Annotated in this window: 16 protein-coding genes; 8 read left to right on the top strand and 8 right to left on the bottom strand. The window is 71.0% G+C overall.

Translation table 11 applies throughout. The features are described from left to right. Positions 1-297: 297 nt before the first annotated feature. The gene (locus ACZ45Z_RS25165; protein WP_468366477.1) at positions 298-1,194 is read right to left on the bottom strand and encodes a DMT family transporter; all 897 of its coding nucleotides are present in this window, start codon (positions 1,192-1,194) and stop codon (positions 298-300) included. Here ACZ45Z_RS25165 and ACZ45Z_RS25160 point away from each other — a divergent pair. After that, positions 1,193-2,677 (top strand): aminotransferase-like domain-containing protein, encoded by a 1,485-nt coding sequence (locus ACZ45Z_RS25160; protein WP_468366474.1) that lies wholly within the window; start codon positions 1,193-1,195, stop codon positions 2,675-2,677. The two genes, ACZ45Z_RS25165 and ACZ45Z_RS25160, sit on opposite strands and share 2 nt — an antisense overlap. A gap of 336 nt (positions 2,678-3,013) precedes the next feature. On the opposite strand, the gene ACZ45Z_RS25155 is transcribed toward ACZ45Z_RS25160, so the two are convergent. After that, entirely contained in the window at positions 3,014-4,282 is a 1,269-nt protein-coding gene (locus ACZ45Z_RS25155; protein WP_468366472.1) for an MFS transporter, read from the bottom strand. After that, positions 4,279-5,643, bottom strand: a complete 1,365-nt coding sequence (locus ACZ45Z_RS25150; protein WP_468366469.1) for an MBL fold metallo-hydrolase — start codon at positions 5,641-5,643, stop codon at positions 4,279-4,281. The genes ACZ45Z_RS25155 and ACZ45Z_RS25150 overlap by 4 nt, the downstream gene beginning before the upstream one ends. 86 nt (positions 5,644-5,729) lie before the next feature. Here ACZ45Z_RS25150 and ACZ45Z_RS25145 point away from each other — a divergent pair, with 86 nt between their 5' ends. Next, a complete protein-coding gene (locus ACZ45Z_RS25145; RefSeq protein WP_468366467.1) occupies positions 5,730-6,407 on the top strand; it encodes an ArsR/SmtB family transcription factor in 678 nt (225 codons plus the stop codon). A 93-nt stretch (positions 6,408-6,500) separates the two neighbouring features. On the opposite strand, the gene ACZ45Z_RS25140 is transcribed toward ACZ45Z_RS25145, so the two are convergent. Continuing rightward, positions 6,501-7,127 carry a hypothetical protein gene (locus tag ACZ45Z_RS25140; RefSeq protein ID WP_468366465.1) on the bottom strand — a complete coding sequence of 209 codons (627 nt, stop codon included), beginning with the start codon at positions 7,125-7,127 and terminating at the stop codon, positions 6,501-6,503. Then, positions 7,120-7,452, bottom strand: a complete 333-nt coding sequence (locus tag ACZ45Z_RS25135; protein ID WP_468366463.1) for a hypothetical protein — start codon at positions 7,450-7,452, stop codon at positions 7,120-7,122. The genes ACZ45Z_RS25140 and ACZ45Z_RS25135 overlap by 8 nt, the downstream gene beginning before the upstream one ends. 192 nt (positions 7,453-7,644) lie before the next feature. On the opposite strand from ACZ45Z_RS25135, the gene ACZ45Z_RS25130 reads away from it, so the two are divergent. Continuing rightward, positions 7,645-8,349 carry a bleomycin resistance protein gene (locus ACZ45Z_RS25130; protein ID WP_468366460.1) on the top strand — a complete coding sequence of 235 codons (705 nt, stop codon included), beginning with the start codon at positions 7,645-7,647 and terminating at the stop codon, positions 8,347-8,349. A gap of 107 nt (positions 8,350-8,456) precedes the next feature. Here the strand turns inward: ACZ45Z_RS25130 and folE are convergent, their stop codons facing one another. The 3 genes from folE to ACZ45Z_RS25115 all read right to left on the bottom strand — a co-directional run bounded on the left by folE (position 8,457) and on the right by ACZ45Z_RS25115 (position 10,202). Beyond that, on the bottom strand, positions 8,457-9,110 hold the full coding sequence (gene folE, locus ACZ45Z_RS25125; RefSeq protein WP_468366458.1) for a GTP cyclohydrolase I FolE: 654 nt from the start codon (positions 9,108-9,110) through the stop codon (positions 8,457-8,459). Between the two features lies 1 nt (position 9,111). Beyond that, positions 9,112-9,534, bottom strand: a complete 423-nt coding sequence (locus ACZ45Z_RS25120) for a hypothetical protein (protein ID WP_468366455.1) — start codon at positions 9,532-9,534, stop codon at positions 9,112-9,114. A 143-nt stretch (positions 9,535-9,677) separates the two neighbouring features. Further along, the gene (locus tag ACZ45Z_RS25115) at positions 9,678-10,202 is read right to left on the bottom strand and encodes a DUF2231 domain-containing protein (RefSeq protein ID WP_468366453.1); all 525 of its coding nucleotides are present in this window, start codon (positions 10,200-10,202) and stop codon (positions 9,678-9,680) included. A gap of 124 nt (positions 10,203-10,326) precedes the next feature. Between ACZ45Z_RS25115 and ACZ45Z_RS25110 the strand changes: the two genes are divergently transcribed. From ACZ45Z_RS25110 to ACZ45Z_RS25090, 5 genes are all read left to right on the top strand, one after another. After that, a complete protein-coding gene (locus tag ACZ45Z_RS25110; protein WP_468366450.1) occupies positions 10,327-11,139 on the top strand; it encodes a helix-turn-helix transcriptional regulator in 813 nt (270 codons plus the stop codon). Positions 11,140-11,173: 34 nt separating this feature from the next. Further along, complete coding sequence (gene tal, locus ACZ45Z_RS25105) at positions 11,174-12,286, top strand: transaldolase (protein WP_468366448.1); 1,113 nt, start codon at positions 11,174-11,176, stop codon at positions 12,284-12,286. Between the two features lie 116 nt (positions 12,287-12,402). Further along, positions 12,403-13,653: an NAD(P)/FAD-dependent oxidoreductase gene (locus tag ACZ45Z_RS25100; protein WP_468366445.1), complete on the top strand. Its 1,251-nt coding sequence runs from the start codon at positions 12,403-12,405 to the stop codon at positions 13,651-13,653. A 23-nt stretch (positions 13,654-13,676) separates the two neighbouring features. Continuing rightward, positions 13,677-15,527, top strand: a complete 1,851-nt coding sequence (locus tag ACZ45Z_RS25095) for a glycoside hydrolase family 15 protein (RefSeq protein WP_468366442.1) — start codon at positions 13,677-13,679, stop codon at positions 15,525-15,527. Next, positions 15,524-15,997, top strand: a complete 474-nt coding sequence (locus ACZ45Z_RS25090; protein ID WP_468366440.1) for a hypothetical protein — start codon at positions 15,524-15,526, stop codon at positions 15,995-15,997. The genes ACZ45Z_RS25095 and ACZ45Z_RS25090 overlap by 4 nt, the downstream gene beginning before the upstream one ends. Positions 15,998-16,043 lie beyond the last annotated feature (46 nt).

Raw genomic sequence — 16,043 nt, 5'->3', positions numbered from 1 at the left:
GGCCCGGGCTCGCCCGCAGGAAAACCCTGGCCAGGCCACCACAGGCCCGGCGATTCCGGGTCCGAAGTTCCGACCATCTATTGCGACCCTGACAGAGACACCCCTAGGGGACAATCGCCGCATCTCACGCATTCCCCGTGAGAAGCGCACGCCCAAACCGTGAGTTCCTCCTCCGCGCGTGCCGCCTCACGAGCCGCTCGGAGGGGCGCTTCGGTCTCCCGGGCAGGTTGACTCCCGCCCTGGAAGCCCGAACACCCCTCGCCGTGGCGAGGGGTGCCGACGCCGTCAGTGCGGCGGTCAGCCGCGGACGCGCTGGGTAACCGCGATGCAGCCGAGGACGATCAGAGCGGTGACGGCGGCGAAGGGAGAGAGCTCTTCCCCCATCAGCAGCACCGACCACACGAGGGTCATCAGGGGCTGGGCGAGCTGGATCTGGCTCGCCTTGAGCACCCCGATGCCGGCCATACCGCGATACCAGGCGACGAACCCACCGAACTGGGAAACAGCGGCGATGTAGGCCATGCCGACGACCGCCTTGGGGGTCACCTGGACCGGCTCCCAAGGCAGGGCAATAGCCGTGACCAGGGCGGACACCGGCAGTGCGGCGACGACGCCCCAGGCGATGACCTGCCAGCCGGGCAGGTGGGAGGCGAGCCGGCCGCCCTGGGCGTACCCGGCGGCACACACCAGCAGGGCGCCGAAGAGGTACGCGTCACCGAGGGTCGGCAGGCCGTGGCTCTGCTGGAGGGTGAAGGCGGCCACGGTGAGGGCGCCGAGGACGGCGGCCGTCCAGAACGCGCGCGACGGACGCCGGCCGGTCAGGGCGGCCGAGACGGTGGCGGTGGCCAGCGGCAGCATGCCGATGACGACGGCGGAGTGCGCGGTGGTGGAGGTCTGCAGGGCGAGCGTGGACAGCAGCGGGAAGCCGATGACGCAGCCGCCGGCCACCGCGAGCAGTCCCGGCCAGTGCTGTCGGCCGGGCAGCGGCACCCGGGCCCCGGACAAGCAGGCCGCGGCGAGCAGGCCGGCCAGCAGACCGCGCACGCCGGTCGCCGTCCACGGGCCGAAGCCGTCCAGGGCCCACACGGTGGCCGGGAGGCTGAGGGAGAAGGACGCCACGCCCAGCGCGGCCAGGAGAGTCCCGCTGCCGACCGCTATCGCCGAAGTTCGAGTAGCGCTATCTTGTACTGTCATGAAAGACAGTAGCAGTGTGGCGCAATTGACCGCGACCTTGCGAAACGAGCTGAGCCGCTATCCAGAAGGAGAGAAGCTCCCCTCCAGCAGGGCGTTGGTGGCGCGCCATCAGGTCAGTCCGGTGACGGTCTCCCGGGCGATCGCCACCCTCACCGCCGAAGGACTCGTCACCTCCCGGCCCGGCGCCGGCGTGTTCAAGGCCACCGCCCGCCGTGTCGCGGGCGCCCTCGGCGACGTCTCCTGGCAGGAGGTGGCCCTGAGCGCGGATCCGCCGCACTCCGCCGTCGACGCGGGCCCCCGCGGCATGGACGCCGCCGGAGTCCTGGCCACCCTCACCACCCCGCCGCCCGAGGTCATCGACCTCAACGGCGGCTACCCGCACGCGACGCTCCAGCCGGAGCGGGCCCTGGCCGCCGCGCTGGCCCGGGCCGGCCGCAGGCCCGGCACCTGGTCGCGCCCCCCGGTGGAGGGCCTGGCCGAACTGCGGGACTGGTTCGCCCGCGACATCGGCGGGCCGGGCGGCTCCCTCAACGCCTCGGACGTCCTGATCACCGCCGGGGGCCAGAGCGCGCTCACCACCGCCCTACGGGCCCTGGCCGCCCCCGGCTCCCCCATCCTGGTCGAATCCCCCACCTACCCGGGCATGCTCGCCGCCGCCCGCGCCGCCGGACTGCGGCCCGTCCCCGTACCGGTCGACGCCGACGGTGTGCGCACCGACCTGTTGGCCAAGGCGTTCGAAAGCACCCGGGCCCGGGTGTTCGTCTGCCAGCCGCTGTTCCACAACCCCACCGGCACCGTCCTGTCCCCGCAGCGGCGCACCGCCGTGCTCGGCATCGCCCGGGCGGCGGGCGCCTTCGTCGTCGAGGACGACTTCGCCCGCCGCCTGGCGCACGCCGACTCCCCTCCCCAGCCGCTCCCGCTGGCCGCCGACGATCCGGACGGCGTCGTCGTCCACGTCCGCTCGCTGACCAAGGCCGCCTCCCCCAGCCTGCGGATCGGGGCCCTGTCCGCCCGCGGCCCCGTACTGGAGCGGCTGCGCGCGATCCAGGCCGTCGACAGCTTCTTCGTGGCCCGCCCGCTCCAGGAGACCGCCCTCGAACTGGTCGGCTCCCCCGCCTGGGCCAGCCACCTCCGCGCACTCGCCGGCGCTCTGCGCGACCGCCGAAACACCCTGCTCACCGCGCTCGGCAGCGCGCTGCCCTCTCTCCTTCCGCACCGGCCACCGCACGGTGGATACCACCTGTGGCTCCAACTGCCCGACGGCACCGACGAACAGGCCGTCACCGCGAGCGCCCTGCGCCACGGCGTCGCGGTCACCGCCGGCGGCCCCTACTTCACCGCCGAGGCACCCGCCCCCCACCTGCGGCTGAGCTATGTCAGCACGCCCGGCACCGCCCAGTTGGAGGAGGGCATCCACCGCCTCCGCCAGGCACTCCCCGAAATCTCCGCGCTCCCGACGGAACAGAAACCGAACGGGGCGTAAGAACCGGCGTCCCGGCCGCGCTGGCGCCATGGGGCACGTGCATGCCCCGCGGCGCAGGGGGCAGTGGCACACGCGGGATCAGCCCTCCCGTATCCGGGGCGCTCAACGGCCATGTCCGGCAGGGCAGTTCGGTGATCTGAAGGGAGCAGCGGACCAGCATCTTGTGGCAGAGACCGGCGCCTTTCGGTCCGTCCGCGGTCCGGCAGGACACCCACGTGCGGGCGCGGGTACTCGGTACGTGCCGGAGGCGTCGTCGGCACCGTCTGGCGGCCGGAGCCAATCGGCGGGGTGCCGGGGACCGGTGCGGTGGTCAGGCGCGGGGGCCAGGCGCGGGGATCAGGCGCGGGGGTGGGTCTCGTACATGCGTATCGCCACCAGCAGGCCGGAGGCGGCGGTAAGGGCTGCGACGGTCCAGATGGCGGCGGTCAGGCCGTAGGCGTCGGCGAGGAGTCCGGCCAGGAGGGCGCCGACGGCGAAGCCGCCGTCGCGCCACAGGCGGTAGACGCCGACGGCGCGGGCGCGCCAGGCGGGGTGGGCGACGTCGCCGATGACGGCGAGCAGTGTGGGGTAGACGAGGGCGGTGCCGACGCCGAGGAGCACTTGGGCCACGGCCCAGGCGCCGAAGGTGGTGCCGGCCGCGACGAGGGCGATGGCGGTGGCCTGGAGCAGCATTCCGGCGGTGATGAGGTGCTTGCGGCCGATGTGGTCGGACCACCAGCCGGTGAGCATCTGGCCCGCGCCCCAGACGGCGGGATAGAGGGCGGCGAGGATGCCGATCTGGGCGAGGGGCAGGCCGTGGGTGGCGAAGAGCAACGGGAAGATGCCCCAGGCGAGGGCGTCGTTGAGGTTGTTCACCAGGCCGGCTTGGCTGGCCGCGGACAGGGCCTTGTCGCGAAGGCTGGTGAGGCGGGCGATCTGGCCGGTGGTCAGTTCCGCGTCGTGTTCGCCGCCCGCTGGCGCGACATGGCGGGCGGCCTCGAAACGCGCGTGGTCGCGTGTCTCGTGTAGCGCGAGGGTGGACAGGCCCAAGGCCAGGACGAGATAGGCGGCGCCGAGCAGGAACGGTTCGGGGCGCAGCCCGGCGTGCTCGGCTATCGCGCCGGTGGCCATCGCGGTCGCGGCGACGGCGACGTACCCGGCCGCTTCGTTGAATCCCATGGCGAGGCCGCGGCGTTCGGGGCCCACCAGGTCGATCTTCATGATGACGGTGGTGGACCAGGTCAGGCCCTGGTTGATGCCGAGCAGGACGTTGGCGGCGATGATCCAGCCCCATGACGGGCCCCAGGCGAGCATCGCGGGCACGGGCAGGGCGATCAGCCAGCCGGCGATCAGGACCGGCTTGCGGCCGAAGCGGTCCGACCAGGTCCCGGCGAAGAAGTTGGTGACCGCCTTCGTCGCGCCGAACGCCAGGATGTACGTCAGTCCCAACGTGGCGGTGGACAGGTGAAAGACGTCCTCCGCCAACAGCGGCAGCACGGTCCGTTCCTGGCCGAGCATGCCGCCGACCAGGGCGTTGATGAGGACGAGCAGGCTGAACTGGGCCAGGTTCGCCCGCAGCCCCAGACGTATGCCGGAGGTGGTTTCGCCGGTGGCGCGGGTGGTCACGCGGTCTTCTCCAGGGGGCGGCCGGTGGCCTTGGACCAGTCGTGCGGTCCGCCGTCCAGGACGGCGAGATCCTGGTGGCCGGCGCGTCGCAGGAGGCTGGCGGCGGTCATGGCACGCTCACCGTGGCCGCAGGCGACCACGGCGTGCTCCGGTGCCTGGCCGGTGTGTTCGGTGAGGTTGCCGAGTTCGACGTGGACCGCGCCCGCGATGTGCCCGGCGGTGTGTTCGGCCCGCTGCCGGATGTCCAGGACGGGGCGGTCGGCGATGCGGTCGGCGGTGAGCAGCTCGATACGGTCCTGCGCTCCGCCGTCGGCGGTCCAGGCTGCCATGCCACCGTCGAGGTGTCCGGCCAGTCGCTCGTATCCGATCTTCAGCGCCTGCCAGGTGAGTTCGGTGAGGTCCTGACCGGGGCCGGCGACGAACACGAGCGGTGCGTCGTCGGGCAGCAGCCAGCCCAGCCAGGTGGCGAACTGGTCCCGGAGCGGGATGGAGAGGGCTCCGGGGATGTGACCGGCGGCGAAGTCCGCGACAGTACGGACGTCGACGAGTTGAGCGCCCGCACCGAGCAGGCGGCGCACCTCGGCCACGGAGAGCGGGGCGAGTGAGGGCGTCGACCTCAGGACCGCGGGACCGCGACGGTTCGCCTCCCCCAGCCGGTCGAAGTACGCGGGGTAGGAGCCGAGGGTGCCCAGCAGCCGCCGCACGAAGGTGTCCTCGTCCGGCGCGGCGAGCAGGTCGTTGGCCCGTTTCTGGGCGCCGATGGTGGTGGTTCGCTCGGCTCCGGGCGGGGCGGAGCAGAAGGAGCCCGCGCCGTGCGTGGGCCAGACCGCGGTCGCGTCCGGCAGCTCGGCCAGGCGGCGCAGTGAGCGGTACTGGGCGCGGGCCAGCTCCTCCGCGCGGTCGGCGCCGAGCAGGTCCGTACGCGCGGCCGAGCCGACGATCAGCGAGCCTCCGGTGAAGACACCGAGCGCGCGGATGCCGTCCAGGAGGAGGAAGGACAGGTGCTCGTCGGTGTGCCCGGGGGTGGCCAGGGCGCGCAGGGTCAGCCCGCCCAGGTCGGTCTCGTCGCCGTCGGCGAGGGGGGTGTGGGGGAAGGCGCGGTTTCCGGCGGCGGAGGCGAGTACGGCCGCGCCGTCGTCGGCGGCCAGTTGCACGGCGCCGGACAGGAAGTCGGCGTGGAGGTGGGTGTCGCAGGCGAAGGCCACCGTCAGGCCGCGCCGGTCGGCGGCCGTCCGCAGCGCCCGCAGATCGCGGCTCGCGTCCACCGCCAGCGCCCGCCCGTCACCCAGGTCCACGAGGTAGGCGCTGTTGCCCAGACCCTCGTCGACCAGCGGTATCAGGTGATCGTCGGCGAAGCCCATCAGGTCCTCCAGGTAGCACGGTAAGGGCTGTGTGGTCCCAGTACCCGGCCACGTATACACTATTCCATGGATTAGTGGAGGATGCCATGGGAGACGCCACGCGCAAGTCGGCGGTGTACGACGCCTTCGCACGTACCGGCAAAGCACTGAGCAGCGGAAAACGCCTCGAACTGATCGACCTGCTGGCGCAGGGCGAGCGCACCGTCGACGCGCTCGCCAGGGCCGCGGGCCTGAATCTGACCACCGCCTCGGCTCATCTGCAGACCCTGAAGCGGGCCGGTCTCGTGGCCACCCGCCGCGACGGCGTACGCATCCACTACCGGCTGGCCGGCGACGACGTCGCGGCCCTCTACGCCCTGCTGCGCCAGGTCGCCCGAACCCACCAGGCGGACGTCGAGCCCGCCCGCACCGCCTACCTCGGCACGGACGAAGCGGAGGAGGTCGACCGCGAGGAGCTCCTGTCCCGCGCCCGGGCGGGCGGGATCGTCGTCCTCGACGTCCGCCCGGCCGAGGAGTACGCCGCCGGCCACATCCCCGGCGCGCTCTCCATCCCGGTCGACGAACTCGCCGAGCGGATCGCCGAGTTGCCCGACGACGCCGAGATCGTGGCGTACTGCCGGGGCGCCTACTGCGTCCTCGCCCACGACGCCGTACGCCTGCTCAACGCCCGCGGCCGCAAGGCGATCCGACTGACCGACGGAATGCTGGAATGGCGACTGGCCAAAATGCCCGTGGAGAGCGTGGAAAGCGTGGCTGCGTCATGATGTACCGCGGCAAAAAAACCGGCCCGGCCGTGGCGCCCTGCCCAGTCACCAACTCCGGCGCCACGTCTCATCGCGCCATCAGATCACGCCCCATTACGCCGAAGCCCTGCCCTTGCGGTAGCCGGACACAAGGCCAGCGACCAACAGAAACCCCAAAATCGCGGCCAGCCAGAGGGCATCGTCCACTATGGCGATCAGAATCAGCGCGACCAAGACGACAATGCTTGCGATGACGTAGTAGAGCTCGTGTTTGTCCTCCTTACGCTCAACTTCCCTCTTCGCCTGCACATATCGAGGATCAGCAGGGCTCGTCTCAGGGGGGAGCTTTCCGGCACTCAGGATTCGCCGATGGTGACGCGTCGCCTTTCCGGACATGACTCGGGCGCTCTCGCGCCTTTCCTCGTTCCACCTCTCCCGGGGCGTCAGACTCTGCAACCACCTCCTCCTGTCCCGGGTGTAGTGCCGGTAACCGTAGAGCTTGAGGTCGTCCTCTTCCCGTTGACGCTGGATCTGGGCGGAACTGAACCCTTGTCTTGGCGGGGGCTCATGGTATTGCCGTAAACCTTCGGCAATCACATCCGGGGAGACGGATTCGCTGAAGTCGATCCGGTCGGCGTTGTATTGGGGACCGTTGACCTGCTGACCCTGCTGGTTGAAGTTCGCCCCGCGCCCCTGGTCGCGTCCGGAGTGTCCGCGGTCACGGTCGTACGGGCTACCCACCGTGGAACACCCCCACCGCACCGGCGAAGTTGTTCACGATCGCCGCGACCGCGCCCCCCATGGCCAGGAGCCCGGCCAGGCGGCTCCGCGCAGCGCCGGTCTCCCCGGCCTCCAACTCGCCGCGCGCTGCCACCAGCTCGGCGGTCACCTGCTCGCGCGTGGCGACGGGAACCTCCAGATCCTGCACCGCGGCCAGCGCCCGGTCACACTCTCGCGCCACCGTCCGGGCATCGATGGGGCTGCGGTCTCCGTAAGTGACGTTGACGGTGTCACCCATGTACTGGTTGCCGTGCACCGTCTGGTTGCCCTGGTTGAACGTTGCCATACCGGCATGATGCCCCAACTCACCCTTGAACGCAGCGGGGTTGGTGTACGCCGGGCCCACCTTACAGCCCCGGGCCACCGCGACCCTTTACTGCCGTGCGCCGCCCCGTGCCCCCGTACGGCGCCGCGGGCCAGCGGGCGGATCATCGAGATCCCTACTCCCCCCTACTCAACTTTGACTAGAGTCAGCGGCATGAACGAGAAGACCGTTCCGATCCTTCCGTGCCAGACAATCCAGCCCGTCCTCGACTTCTACCTCGCCCTGGGGTTCGAGGTGACCTTCCGGCAGAGGAGCCCCAATCCGTACGCGGTCGTCAGACGAGGCGGTATCGAGCTCCAGTTCTTCGGGATGAAGAAGTACGAGCCGGCCGAGTCGTTCAGCACCTGCTACGTCATGACCGATGACGTCGACGGGCTGCACCAGACGTTCCGGGACGGGCTCAAGGCGGCGCACGGAAGAGTCCCTTCGCGCGGGATTCCTCGTATGGGCCCGCTGAAGGACACCTCGTACGGCGTGCGGCAGTTCCTCATGACGGATCCGGGCGGCAACTGCATCCGCATCGGGCAGGTGACCAGCCAGGACCAGCACCACCGGCCCGCGCCCAAGGAAACCTTCTCCAGGGCCCTGCATCACGCGTCCCTCCTCGCGGACTCGAAGGAGGACCCGGCCGGGGCAGCGAAGATCATCGACCGGGTCCTGCGCCTTGCGGGCGGCGAGCAGCCCACCCCCGTTCAACTGCTCCGCCTCCTCGTGCTGCGCGCGGATGTCGCCGGGCGCCTCGGTGACGACGAGACCGCGACGTCCGCTCTCGCCAAGGCCACCGCGATCCACCTCACAGCCGAGGAACGGGAGACGGCCCGCGACGCCCTTGAGCGTCTTGAGGAGCTGCGGAACTAGAGCCGGCGCCGAAGTCGCGGGTCACAGCCACTCCGGTACGTGGGGGACCTGAGCGCCGACAAGCGACGTAGCGCCGCGGCGGCGGAGTGGCGATCGGCGTAAGCGGATCAGTGTGGCGAGCCGGTCAGCGCGAGGAACTCGCTGCGCGAGCGGGCGTCGGTGCGCAGCAGGCCCAGGAGGGTGGAGGTGATGGTGGTGGCCCCGGTGGCCTGGACGCCTCGCAGGGTCATGCAGGTGTGTTCGGCCTGTATCACCACGCCGACGCCTTTGGGGTCCAACTGGGTCTGGAGCCAGTCGGCGACCTGTTTGGTGAGCCGTTCTTGGACCTGGGGCCGGCAGGCGAAGTGCTCCAGTACGCGGGCGAGCTTGGAGAGGCCCAGGATCCGGTGCCCGGGGAGGTAGCCGATGTGGGCGGTCCCGACGAACGGCAGGAGATGGTGCTCGCAGACCGATCGCAGCGGGATGCCGCGGGCGAGGACGAGCTCGTCGTAGCCCTCGTCGTTGGGGAAGGTGGTCAGGTCGAACGGGCGGGGGCTGAACAGTTCGGCGTAGGCACGGGTCATCCGACCAGGGGTTCCGCGCAGGCTCTCGGAGTCGGTGTTGACGCCCAGGGCTTCGAGGAACTGTCCGGCGGCGAGTTCGGCGGCTGTCAGATCCACGCCTTGCACGTCGTGCACCACCCGAAGAGCGGTGGGCGCCGGTATCGGTGCCGGGGAGGGGTCGGAGGATATGTCCAAAGTGGGGTGGGAGTGCTGCGTCATGTCACTCACCGATCTCGAGCGCGGTGAGCAGGACCAGGACGACGGTCACGACGGCGGCAAGGCCGTGTGCCGCGACCACGGGGAGGGGGAAGTGGCGTTCGGCCGGTACGTGCTGCTCGGCGTCGGCGGGTGCGGCGGCGCGGTCGCGGTAGACGGGGATCCAGCGGGCGACCATCACAAAACCGAGCAGGGCGACGGGCATGAGGAGGCCGAAAGCGGTCCAGGCGAGCGCGTCCCTGTCGGTGATCACGTAGATGATCCATACGACGAGACCGATGGCGGCGAGCGCGAAGTGGCCGAAGATGACGGGGACCGGCAGGTGACTGCCGCCGCCTCGGGCACCGCCGTGTGAGAGCCAGATGCCGAGCATCAAAAAGCCGCCGAGGGCGGTGATCACCCAGGTGATCAGTGCGGCAATGTCCATAGGGAACTCCCTAGCGGTAGGTGCGAAGACGCGTTGTGCGAAGACGTTGCGTGAAGACGCCGGGTGAAGAGGTTGCGTAAGGCGCTGTGCGAAGAGGTTGTGTGGAGGGGGCGGAGCCTGCGTCATCCGGTGCGGTCGCCTGATCACCGGCGGGTGGGGACGAACCCCTCGGCCTGCGTCGCCTCGTCGGCGACCCTGACGCCGTAGCGGTAGGCGAGCTTGCCGCCCAGGAATCCCGAGACGCCGAGCACGGCCAGGGCCGCGGCGTTGAGCGCGAGTTGTCCTGCCTCGACGCTTCCGGACGGCCCGTCCCCCGCGTGGCGCCACAGGAAGTTGCCCGCGTACGCGGCGGTCACCAGCAGGTTCAGCGTCATGTGAAGGAGACCGACCCGGAAGGCCCTGGTGCCGGAGGGGATGGCGAACAGATCCAGGAAGCCGACCATCGCGGCCACCAGGGCGCCGATCACTCCCACCGCGAGCAGCCACATCGCGCCGCGGGCGAGGAAGTCCGGGTCGTCCACGACGTGGGAGGCGATGTCGAAGACGAGGCCGGCCACCCACGCTCCGATCGGCACGGTGACCAGGATCGGATGGAAGGGGTGCCCATAGGGGCCGGCGAGGGCGGCGCTGACCGGCCGCTTCGCCTGCTGCTGCGGTTCGCTGGACATGACTGGCCCTCTCCCTGGGTTTCGCCAATCAGTATTGGACTTATTAACGCCACTGGTCAAGTCGCCGCGCGATGATGGTGCTCTATATGATTACGCCCACCAAAATTGGAGTTACTGTCGATGTATGACCTCTGACCTGACGCCGGCTTCGCTCCCCCCGTCCGCCGCCTCGGGCGTAGAAGCGGTCTCGGTCCTCGCGGACGAGTCGCGCCGCGGGCTGTACGACCTCATACGGCGCGCCCACCGGCCGGTGACACGCGAGGAGGCGGCCGCCGATGCGGGGATCTCGGCCAAACTGGCCGCCTTCCACCTGGACAAACTCGTCGCGGCCGGGCTGCTGAGCTCCCGCTACGACAACCCGGGCGGGATCCGCCGGGTCGGCCGTAAGCCCAAGGTCTACGAGCCGGCCGAGACCGACATCCGCATCAGCATCCCCGAGCGCCGTCCCGACGTCCTCGCGGAGATCCTCGTCGACGCGGTCCTCGACCAGGATGCGGGCGAGGACGCGCGGTCCGCCGCGTTGCGCACGGCCCGCCACCGGGGTGAGGAACTCGGGGCCGCGACACGCGCTTGCGGCCGTCCCGGCCGGTTGGGCCCCGAGCGTTCCCTCACGCTGGCCGAGTCCGTGCTGGAGCGGCACGGCTTCGATCCCGACCGTGCGGCCCCGACCGAGCTGCGACTGCTCAACTGCCCCTTCCACCCGCTGGCCGCCCGCTCGCCCGAGCTGGTGTGCGGCATCAACCACGCCTTCCTCGGCGGTTTCCTCGCGGGGCTGCGGGCCGCCGGGATCGACGCGGTCCTCAGCCCCCGCCCGGGGCGGTGCTGTGTGGAGCTGCGCGCCGCGTCCGACGGTCCCCGCCCGTCCGGGCCGACCGCCGACACGTGCGCGAAGCCGACCTGCGCTCCGCCCGCGGACGCTACGGGCGATACGTCGTAGAAGGCCCGCGTGCACTGACACAAGGGAGAAGATCATGAGCGAGAACCTGGACCGGCTGGCCGCCGAAGGGGTGGCGGTCTGGCTCGATGATCTGAGCCGCGAGCGCCTCGCCGGTGGCGGTCTGGACGACCTGGTGCGCGACCAGCGCGTGGTGGGCATCACCAGCAACCCGACGATCTTCGCCAAGGCGATCCGCTCGGGCGCCCGCTACGACGAGCAGGTCGGCGATCTGGCCCGCCGCGGCGTGCGGGTCGAGGAAGCCGTCAGGCTGCTGACGACATTCGACGTGCGCTGGGCCTGCGACGTACTGCGCCCTGTGTACGAGGCCACCGGCGGGGTGGACGGGCGGGTGTCGATCGAGGTGGACCCGCGCGTCGCGCACGACACCGCGGCGACGATCGCCGAGGCACGTGCCCTGTGGTGGCTGGTGGACCGGCCGAACCTCTTCGTGAAGATCCCCGCCACCCGGAACGGTCTGGAGGCGATCGACACGGCGCTCGCGGAGGGCATCAGCATCAACGTGACCCTGATCTTCTCCCTGGACCGCTACGACCAGGTGCTCCTGGCCTTGCTCGACGGCATGAGCAAGGCACACGCCGCAGGGCGTGATCTGGCGTCCATCGCGTCGGTGGCCTCCTTCTTCGTCAGCCGGGTGGACACCGAGGTCGACAGCCGACTGGACAAGATCGGCACGCCGGAGGCACGGGCCCTGCGCGGCCGAGCCGCGATCGCCAACGCGCGCCTGGCCTACCAGCACTTCGAGCGGTCGTGCGCGGCAGACCGATGGAAGGCCCTGGCCGCCGCCGGTATGCGCCCCCAACGTCCGCTGTGGGCCTCCACCGGCGTGAAGGACCCCTCCTACGACGACACCCGTTACGTCGACGAACTGGTGGCGCCCGGCGTGGTCAACACCATGCCGGAGCAGACCCTCCGCGCGGTCGCGGACCACGGCCGTATCCGGGGCGACACCATCCACGGCACGTATGCGGCATCCCAGCAGGTACTCGATGACCTGGCGGCGGTCGGAGTGTCCTATGAGGACGTGGTGCGGGTACTCGAAGACGAGGGCATCGGTAAGTTCACCGCCTCCGGCGACGAGCTGTTCGAGCAACTGGATACCGAACTGCATGCCAAGCGCGCCGCCTGACGCCGCCAGTCTCCGGACGACCGGGCGCCGCCCCCCGGCAGACAAGCTCCTGCGACCACGATCGCAGACACACCCGGAAACACCTCAACCGCCCACAGCGCAGCAGAGGAGACACCATGGCCGCGAATTCGGCGTTCGTGATCGTCGGAGCGAGTCTGGCCGGTGCGAAGGCCGCGCAGACCCTTCGGGAAGAAGGCTTCGACGGCCCGGTCGTGCTGCTCGGCGAGGAGAGCGAGTACCCCTACGAACGGCCGCCGCTCTCGAAGGGCTACCTGCTGGGCAAGGACGAGCGCGACACGGTCTACGTCCACCCTCCCCAGTGGTACGCCGAGAACGCCGTCGACGTCCGCCTGGGCACCACCGTCACCGCGATCGACCCGGCCGGCCATGACGTCACGCTCGCCGACGGCAGCCGGCTCGGTTACGCGAAGCTGCTCCTGACCACCGGCTCCTCACCGCGCCGTCTGCCGGTGCCCGGAGCGGACCTCGACGGGGTGCTCTACCTGCGCCGGCTCGCCGACAGCGACCGCATCAAGGAAGCCTTCGCGTCCGCGTCCCGGATCGCGGTGATCGGCGCCGGCTGGATCGGACTGGAGACCGCGGCCGCCGCACGCGCCGCCGGTTGCGAGGTCACGGTGCTGGAGACGGCGGAACTGCCCCTGCTGCGCGTGCTGGGCCACGAGGTCGCCCAGGTTTTCGCCGACCTGCACACCGATCACGGGGTCGATCTGCGCTGCGGTGTCCAGGTCGCCGAGATCACCGGTACCGAAGGGCGGGCCAGTGGCGTGCTGCTGGGCGACGGCAGCCGCGTCGACGCCGACGCGGTCGTCGTCGGTGTCGGCATCAGCCCCAACACCGAGCTCGCCGCAGCCGCCGGCCTGGAGGTCGACAACGGCATCCGCGTCGACGCCCACCTGCGGTCCTCACACCCGGACATCTACGCCGCCGGCGACGTCGCCAACGCCTTCCACCCCCTGCTCGCCAAGCCCCTCCGCGTCGAGCACTGGGCCAACGCCCTCCACCAGCCCCGGACCGCGGCCAAGTCGATGCTCGGCCAGGACGCCACGTACGACCGGGTTCCCTACTTCTTCACCGACCAGTACGACCTGGGCATGGAGTACACCGGCTACGTCGAACCCGGCGGCTACGACCAGGTGGTCTTCCGCGGCCGGACCGACACCCGCGAGTTCATCGCCTTCTGGCTCGCCGAGGGCCGCGTACGCGCGGGCATGAACGTCAACGTCTGGGACGTCACCGACGCCCTGCGCGCCCTCGTCACCTCCGGGCGCCGGATCGACCCCGCCCGGCTCGCCGACCCCGACGTACCCCTGAGCGACCTCCTCGACCGACCCGACTCGGCCGGGTGACACCGGAGAAGGTGACTCGCAAGGTGGCAGTCACACCTCCCGGGGCCGGCCGTACACCGCTCGCCGCGGACCCCGCACAGTTGGCACGGGTGGACGGGTACGCGGAGCTACGGGACTACGCCGTCATCGGGGACGGACGCTCCGCCGCGCTGATCGCCCGCGACGGCTCGGTGGACTGGCTGGCCTGGCCGAACCTGGACTCGTCGACGCTGTTCGCCGCCGTGCTCGACCCCGTCCGCGGCGGCAGGTTCCGCCTCCGGCCCGACGTGCCCTACACCACCGACCGCCGCTACCTGCCCGGCACCAACGTGCTGGAGACGACGTTCACCACCGCGGGCGGCAGGGTCCGGCTGACCGACGCGCTGGCCCTCCCCACCACCGCCTCCTTGGCGCCCGGGCGGGAACTGATCCGGCGGATCGACGGCCTCTCGGGCAGCGTTCCCCTGCGCTGGAGCGTCCGGCCCCGCTTCGGCTACGGCGCCCACGTAACCCGCCTGACGCACCGTGCCGGCGTCCCGGTCCTGACCTCAGGTCCGGAAGCGGTCGCGGTCCGCGCCTGGAACGCGGGCGAGCCGCAGCACTCCCCCGACGCCGTCGCATCCGGCTTCCGGGCCGATGCCGGTACCAGTGCCCTGATCGCGCTGGCCTACGCGCACCAAGAACCGTTGGTCCTGCCCACCCGCGCGGAGTGCGAGGCCCGCCTGAACCACACCACCGCCACCTGGCGCCGGTGGAGCGACGACCGCACCTACACCGGACCATGGCGCGAGGCGGTACTGCGTAGCGCCCTCGCCCTCAAACTGCTGGTCTTCGCCCCCTCCGGCGCGGTCGCCGCCGCCGCGACCTGCTCGCTGCCCGAGTCCCTCGGCGGAGAACGCAACTGGGACTACCGCTTCAGTTGGATCCGCGACTCCGCCTTCACCCTGGACGCCTTCCTGAAACTGGGCTGCGCCCCGGAAGCCACCAGCTACTTCTGGTGGCTCATGCACGCCTCCCAGCTCACCCACCCCCGCCTGAACGTCCTCTACCGTCTCAACGGCGGCACCCGGGCACCCGAACGGACACTGCCCCTGGCGGGCCACCGAGGCTCCGCGCCCGTACGCGTCGGCAACGCGGCCGCCGGCCAACTCCAGCTCGACACCTACGGGGAACTGCTCCAGACCGCCTGGCTCTACACCCACGCGGGCCACGACCTCGACGCCGACATCGCCCGCCGACTGGCCGAGACCGCCGACTTCGTCTGCACCGCCTGGCGGCAGCCCGACGCGGGCATCTGGGAGGTCCGCAGCGCCCCCGAACACTTCACCCAGTCCAAGATGATGTGCTGGATCACCCTCGACCGCGCCCTGGACCTGGCGAGGCGGCGACTCATCCCCGACCGGCACGCGGACCGGTGGCGACGCGAACGAGATGCCCTCGCCGATTTCGTCGACACCCGCTGCTTCAGCCCACGGCTCAACAGCTACGTGCGCTCCGCCGGCGGCGACGACCTCGACGCCGGTCTCCTGCTCGGGCTGCTCCACGGCTACCGCCCGCCCGACGACCCGCGCATGCGCGGCACCGTCGCCGCCGTCCAACGGGCCTTGCAGGACGGCCCCTACGTCAACCGCTACCTCGGCACCGACGGCGTCCCCGGAAACGAGGGCGCCTTCCTCGCCTGCTCCTTCTGGCTCGCCGAAGCCCTCGCCCGATGCGGCCGCACCGACGAGGCCGTGACCCTCATGGACCAACTCGTCGCGCTCGCCAACGACGTCGGCCTCTACAGCGAAGAGATCGACCCCCTCACCGGCGCTTTCCTCGGCAACCTGCCCCAGGGCCTGTCCCACCTGGCCCTGATCAGCGCCGCGTGCGCCATCCGGGAGGCCACACGATGAGCATCTGGGCCGCCCTGGCGGGCGGGTTCGCCGGCACCCTGGTACTGACCACCGGCCTGCGCGCGGCCAACGCCTTCGGCCTCACCCGCATTGACCTGCCGTTCCTGCTCGGCACCGCCTTCACCGGCGACCGGACCCGCGCGAAGGCCGTGGGCTACGGCGCGCACTTCATCAACGGCCTGATCTTCGCCCTGCTCTACTACGCCGTCTTCGCCGCCATCGGACACAGCGGCTGGTGGCTGGGCACCGTCTTCGGCCTCGTCCATGGCCTCTTCGCCGCCACCGCGCTGGTCAACATCCTGCTTCCCCTCGTCCACCCGCGCATGGGAACGCCCGAAACCAGCGCCCCCCATGTCGCGTTGCTCGAACCACCCGGCTTCCTCATGCTCAACTACGGCCGCGGCACCCCCATCGTCACGCTCACCGCACACCTCGCCTACGGCACCATCGTCGGCGGGTTCCTCACCTGACTCCTGCCCCGGACGAATCCGGGGCAGGAATCCCGCGAGCACCGCC

The organism is Streptomyces sp. NPDC031210, from assembly GCF_055570395.1.
Note: the sequence above shows the minus strand (reverse complement) of the source record. Positions and strands in the feature narration are given on the sequence as shown.